The sequence below is a fragment of the Burkholderia sp. AU28863 genome, assembly GCF_002223195.1.
GTDB lineage: Bacteria > Pseudomonadota > Gammaproteobacteria > Burkholderiales > Burkholderiaceae > Burkholderia > Burkholderia sola.
In genome coordinates this window covers 1-5273 of the sequence record NZ_NKFE01000010.1, presented here as the reverse complement: position 1 = coordinate 5273, position 5273 = coordinate 1, and the positions used below count along the sequence as shown (strand labels likewise).

The following is a 5273-nucleotide window of genomic DNA, read 5'->3' as shown; positions in this document are numbered from 1 at the left end:
TTTCACAGCTCGTCGTCAAATGATCGGCGCTTCCATCCTTGGACTCCCGTTGTTCCGGTGCCCAAGGTTAACAAATTGCCGAAGAAGTAAACAGCCCCCTCTCAGGGAATTTGAACTGGCCTCTAAGAAGTGGAGCCTGCATTATCACATGGAGCGCCTTGTGTCCTGTTCCACTGATTCGCTAACAAAGTCTGTGCAGCTTTTCAAGGTTGGAATCGGCTGAAGCAGACCAAACGAACGGTTTGCAGTTTTCGTTGTAGTGGGGAACGAATTGATCGAAACGGTTGATCAGTTGTTTGACCGATCTGAACGAGCCTCTGCGGATCGCTTTGCCAGTAATCAGCTCAAAGAAGCGCTCGCCCCTTTAAGCCACGAACTGTAGGAGGGAATGAATTGTATGTGTTAGCGGGGGCGGGCTGCCAGCCACGCCTTGACCTTCGGATGCTTGTGACTGACGCGATTGTCCACGATGCAGCGCACTTCGAGATCAGCCGGGACAGCCTTGTCGATTTCGCGCAGGAACGACTGGAATTCCTAATGTCGACGGCGCCGTTTGCAGATGGCAACCACCGCGCCGTTGAGCACGTTCAGTGTGGCAAACAGCGCAGTGGTTCCATGACGCAAAAAATCGTGCGTGGCGCCTTCGACAGTGCCGAAACCCATCGGCAGCCTGAGTTGCGTACGCTCGAGCGCCTGACACTGGCTCTTCTCGTCCACGCACAAGACCAGGGCGTTCTCCGGTGGACTCAGGTACAGGACGACCAGATCGCGCAATTTCTCGATGAAGGATTGGTCGGTCAAGAGCTTGAGGCTTTCGGTGCGATGCAGTTGCAGCCTCAACAGCTTGAAATACCGGTGCAAACTCGTCGGCGAGATGGCAGTTTCGGCTGCAATTGTGCGTACGCTTCAGTGCGTGGAGCCATCCGGGGGTTTGGTATGCAGGGTCTTGTGAATCAGCTGAGCCAGTTGCTCGTCGTCGATCGTGTGCAGCTTGCCGGAGCGTATTCGTCATAGAGCCTGTTGACGTTCGCATGCCACGCGAACATAGATCAGTTGACAACGGAACGGGACACTAGTCCAGAATCGCTACGATAGCATCAACCTCGACCAGAATCTCAGGAAGGGACAATGCAGCAACTCTAATCAGCGCGCTCGCTGGTGGGCTATCCGGGTTGACGTAACGGTCGCGAACAGCGCGAATCGTCGGCAACATCGAGGGTGCGTAATCGCGCACGTAGATCGTGACGCGCACCACCTGTTCGAATCCTCCCCCAGAGCGCACGTATATGCTCAGCGATTAGAGCCGAAGCGCAGCGGCGCGGACTGTTCGGGGGGGCGTCGCGCATCACGTGTCCGTTGCGTTCGCCGGATTCGACGAGCCAGTCGTGTCGGTCGCGTCTGCCGTGTCGGGCTTGTACACGTCGTACAGCGTGACCGGCAGCGGCTGCCGCCACGTGTCGAAGCGGCCGAGCGGTTCGGCATGCGCGAACGACACGCGCGTGAGCGTGCCGCCATGCGCGTCGCGCCACGCGGCGAGCGCGATCTCGCCCTGCAGCGTGACCGCGTTCGCGACCAGCCGTCCGCCGGGTTTCAGCGACGCCCAGCACGCGTCGAGCACGCCGGGCGCGGTCGCGCCGCCGCCGATGAAGATCGCGTCGGGCGCGGCGAGCCCCTTGAGCGCATCGGGCGCACGGCCCGCGACGAGCTGCAGGCCCGGCACGCCGAGCGTATCGCGGTTGTGTTCGATGAAGCGCTGCCGTTCCGCATGCGCTTCGATCGCGATCGCCAGGCATGACGGATGCGCGCGCATCCATTCGATGCCGATCGAGCCGCTGCCGGCGCCGACGTCCCACAGCAGTTCGCCGGCCGCAGGCGCGAGGCGCCCGAGCGTCATCGCGCGCAGGTCGCGCTTGGTGAGCTGGCCGTCGTGGTGGTACGCGTCGTCGGGCAGGCCGGGCGTGAGCGCGCGGCGCGGCGCGTCGGGGCCGGCCTGGCAGTCGAGCGCCACCAGATTGAGCGCGGCCGTTTCGTCGACGCGCCAGTCCTGCGCGAGGCCGTCGAGACGCCGCTCGAGCGGGCCGCCCAGATGCTCGAACACGCTGATGCGGGTCGGCCCGAAGCCGCGTGCGACGAGTTCGGCCGCGACGGCGGCCGGCGTCCGGCCGTCAGCGCTCAGCACGAACAGCCGGCGGCCCGACAGCAGGTGACGCGCGAGCATCGCGAGCGGACGGCCGACGAGCGAGACCGCGCCGACATCCTGCAGCGGCCAGCCGAGGCGTGCGGCCGCCAGCGACAGCGACGACAGCGCGGGCAGCACGCGCCATTCGTCCGGGGACAGCGTGCGCGCGAGCGTGGCGCCGACGCCGAACAGCATCGGGTCGCCGCTGGCGAGCACGCAGACGGGCGACGTGCGCCGCGCGAGCACGCCCGCGAGGTCGAACGGCGACGGCCACGCTTCGCGCGTGGCCGGCAGCCGTGCGGGCAGCATGTCGAGATGCCGCTTCGCGCCGACGACGAGCGTCGCGTCGAGTAGCGCGCGGCGCGCGCGGCGGCCGAGCCCCGCGTAACCGTCGTCGCCGATCCCCACTACCGTCAGCCACGCCGTCATGCACCCTTCCCCATCGTTCGATTCCATTCCGTGTGTTGCGATGCGCGGCTGCCGGGCAGACGCGCGTCGATTCGTTTCCCTGCCGTGCGCGTCGCCCGCCCGCTGGTGCGATACGGCCACGACGTCAGCCGAGCGGCACGCCGACGACGAACGTCAGCAAGGCCGGAACCATGCCGCCGACCGACGCGATCAGCAGCCAGCCGAGCAGCAGCCACATGAGCGGCCGCCGCCCGCTTTTCCGGTACAGGAACGTTCCACCCGCCACGATCGGCACGCCGAGGCCGGCGAGCCCGACATTCTTCGGCCACTCGGCCGACGGTGCAAGCGGGATCAGTATGCACGCGAGCAGCATCCATGCGGGGACGGCCAGTAGGCCAAGTGCGACGCCCATGCCGAACAGTTCCGTCCTGCCGAGTTTCATGGCGGATCACGGCGGTCGCCGATCTGATGTCGAGCCGCCAATGCTACCATTTGCGAGACGGCGCAAAACCGTCTGCGGCCATGCTGCGACGCGGTTGCGCGACGCACCGCCGATGCCGGATCGTCGCAAAAATCGGGTATCCTACGGCCGTTCGTTCGCCGGTGCCCTTCGGGGCCGAAGAGGGAACACAGGGCGCACCGCGCGCCGCTGTGGCTGCCCCCGCAACTGTAGACAGCGAGCCGATCTCCCCCTCATGCCACTGGTTTCACCGGGAAGGCCGGGAGGCGGCGCCGACCTGTCAGCCAGGAGACCTGCCGGCCAGAAAGTGCGTGCGTGCCAGTCGGCGTCGGGCGGGGTGTACCGATGCGTTGGCCGCGGCGCCACACTGCCCGGTATCCCGTTGAGTTCCGCTCCCGATTCGATTCCTGCGTCGTCCGTCGTGCGCCCGTCGGCCTGCCCGGGGCTCGTGCGCGTGGTCGCGGCCGCCGACGGCGGACTGTGCCGGATCAAGCTGCCGGGCGGCCGGCTCGACGCGCGCCAGGCGCGCGCGATCGCGGCCGCCGCGCGCCGGTACGGCTCCGGTGAGATCGATGCGACCAATCGTGCGAATCTCCAGTTGCGCGGCATTCGCGACGGCGCGGCCGATGCGCTGATTCACGCGCTGCTCGACGCAGGGCTCGGCCCGCGCGCAAGCGCCGAGAACGCCGCCGTCGATGCGGCCGCGCTCGCGGCGAGCGACGACGTTCGCAACCTGATGCTGAGCCCGCTCGCCGGGCACGACCCCACCGCGCTCGTCGATAGCCACGCGCTCGCCGGGCCGCTGCTCGACATGCTGGCGAGCGAGCCGCGTCGCGGCGAACTGTCGCCGAAATTCTCGATCCAGCTCGACGGCGGCGAAGCGGTCGCGGCGCTCGATCATCCGCACGACATCTGGCTGGCCGCATGGCGTCGCGGCGACGGCGCGGTACGTCTCGCGGCGGGGCTCGCCGGCTGTCCGCCGGTTGCGCACGGCGACCGGCACGCGTCGGTCGACGTGTCGATCGATCAGGGCGTCGCACTGGTTCGCGCGTTGCTGCTCGCGTTCCTCGATCTCGCGCCGGCCGACGTCACGCGGATGCGCACGTTGCTGGCGACGTGCGACGAACCCACGCTGCTCGAGCGCGCGCAGCACTATCTGCCCTTCCCGCTCGCGGCCGATCCGGCGCTTGCCGACTGGCGGCGCACGCGTGCCGACCCTGCGTTGCGTTTCGGCGCACACCCGTCGCGGGACGCCGCGCGTTGCAGCGTCGGCGCGCAATTCGCGCTCGGGCGGCTCGACGCGACGCAACTGGAACGGCTCGCCGCGCTGGCCGAAGCCGACGGCGACGGCACGCTGTCGATGACGCCGTGGCAAGGCATGTTCATGCACGGCGTGCCGAACGCACGTGCGGCGGCGATGCGCGAAGCCCTCGCGTCGCTCGGCCTCGTGTGCGCACCATCCGACCCGCTGGCGACGCTCGTCGCCTGCACCGGCAGCGCGGGCTGCGCGAAAGCGCACGCCGACACGAAACACGATGCGCTTGCGCTTGCCGCGCGCGTCGGCCATCCGCTTGACGTGCATCTGACCGGTTGCGCGCGCCGCTGCGCGCTGCCGCACCCCGCGGCCCACACGCTCGTCGCGGTGGCGCCTGCGCACTACGACCTTTACCGGCGCGACGCGGCCGCGGGCCTTGGCGCCCCGCTCGCGCGCCATCTGACAATTGACCAGGCCGCGGCCCGACTGACGGGCGCGCGGCACAACCAGGACACCACCGATGCTTGACTACATTCGCGACGGGCAGGAAATCTACTGCCAGTCGTTCGCGACGATCCGCGCCGAGGCCGACCTGTCGCAGGTTCCGCCCGACCTCGAGAAACTCGCGGTGCGCGTGATCCATGCGTGCGGGATGGTCGACGTCGTCTGCGACCTGCGCTTCTCGGTCGGTGCCGGCACGGCGGGCCGCACGGCGCTCGCGGCCGGCGCGCCGATCCTGTGCGACGCGAGGATGGTCGCCGAAGGCATCACGCGCGCGCGGCTGCCCGCGGCCAACCGCGTGATCTGCACGCTCGGCGAGCCGGCGGTGCCGGACCTCGCGCAACGCCTCGGCAACACGCGTTCGGCCGCCGCGCTCGAACTGTGGCGTCCGCATCTCGCGGGCAGCGTCGTCGTGATCGGCAACGCGCCGACCGCGCTGTTCCACCTGCTCGACATGATCGACGCCGGCG

Annotated in this window: 5 protein-coding genes, 1 pseudogene and 1 riboswitch; of the genes and pseudogenes, 2 read left to right on the top strand and 4 right to left on the bottom strand. The window is 68.3% G+C overall.

What is annotated here, in order from left to right; all coding sequences use genetic code 11:
- Positions 1–181: 181 nt before the first annotated feature.
- From CFB81_RS34640 to CFB81_RS34625, 4 genes and pseudogenes are all read right to left on the bottom strand, one after another.
- A pseudogene (locus CFB81_RS34640) lies at positions 182–1025 on the bottom strand (IS630 family transposase); the annotation flags it as partial.
- 47 nt (positions 1026–1072) lie between these two features.
- Positions 1073–1282, bottom strand: a complete 210-nt coding sequence (locus CFB81_RS34635; protein ID WP_256976004.1) for a RidA family protein — start codon at positions 1280–1282, stop codon at positions 1073–1075.
- Positions 1283–1345: 63 nt separating this feature from the next.
- Complete coding sequence (gene cbiE / locus CFB81_RS34630; protein WP_089435021.1) at positions 1346–2608, bottom strand: precorrin-6y C5,15-methyltransferase (decarboxylating) subunit CbiE; 1263 nt, start codon at positions 2606–2608, stop codon at positions 1346–1348.
- Between the two features lie 124 nt (positions 2609–2732).
- On the bottom strand, positions 2733–3029 hold the full coding sequence (locus CFB81_RS34625; protein ID WP_089435020.1) for a hypothetical protein: 297 nt from the start codon (positions 3027–3029) through the stop codon (positions 2733–2735).
- Positions 3030–3171: 142 nt separating this feature from the next.
- Positions 3172–3363: riboswitch (cobalamin riboswitch) on the top strand.
- Between the two features lie 105 nt (positions 3364–3468).
- On the opposite strand from CFB81_RS34625, the gene cobG reads away from it, so the two are divergent.
- Together cobG and CFB81_RS34615 are read left to right on the top strand one after the other, a co-directional pair.
- Entirely contained in the window at positions 3469–4830 is a 1362-nt protein-coding gene (gene cobG, locus CFB81_RS34620) for a precorrin-3B synthase (RefSeq protein WP_306427153.1), read from the top strand.
- Positions 4823–5273, top strand: a 451-nt coding sequence (locus CFB81_RS34615) for a precorrin-8X methylmutase (protein ID WP_089438198.1), incomplete at its 3' end; no start/stop codon positions are given. The genes cobG and CFB81_RS34615, both read left to right, overlap by 8 nt.

What these genes read in the sequence shown, in the direction of transcription:
- cbiE (WP_089435021.1), bottom strand. Translation starts at nt 2,608, where the DNA reads ATGACGGCGTGGCTGACGGTAGTGGGGATCGGCGACGACGGTTACGCG.
- CFB81_RS34625 (WP_089435020.1), bottom strand. Translation starts at nt 3,029, where the DNA reads ATGAAACTCGGCAGGACGGAACTGTTCGGCATGGGCGTCGCACTTGGC.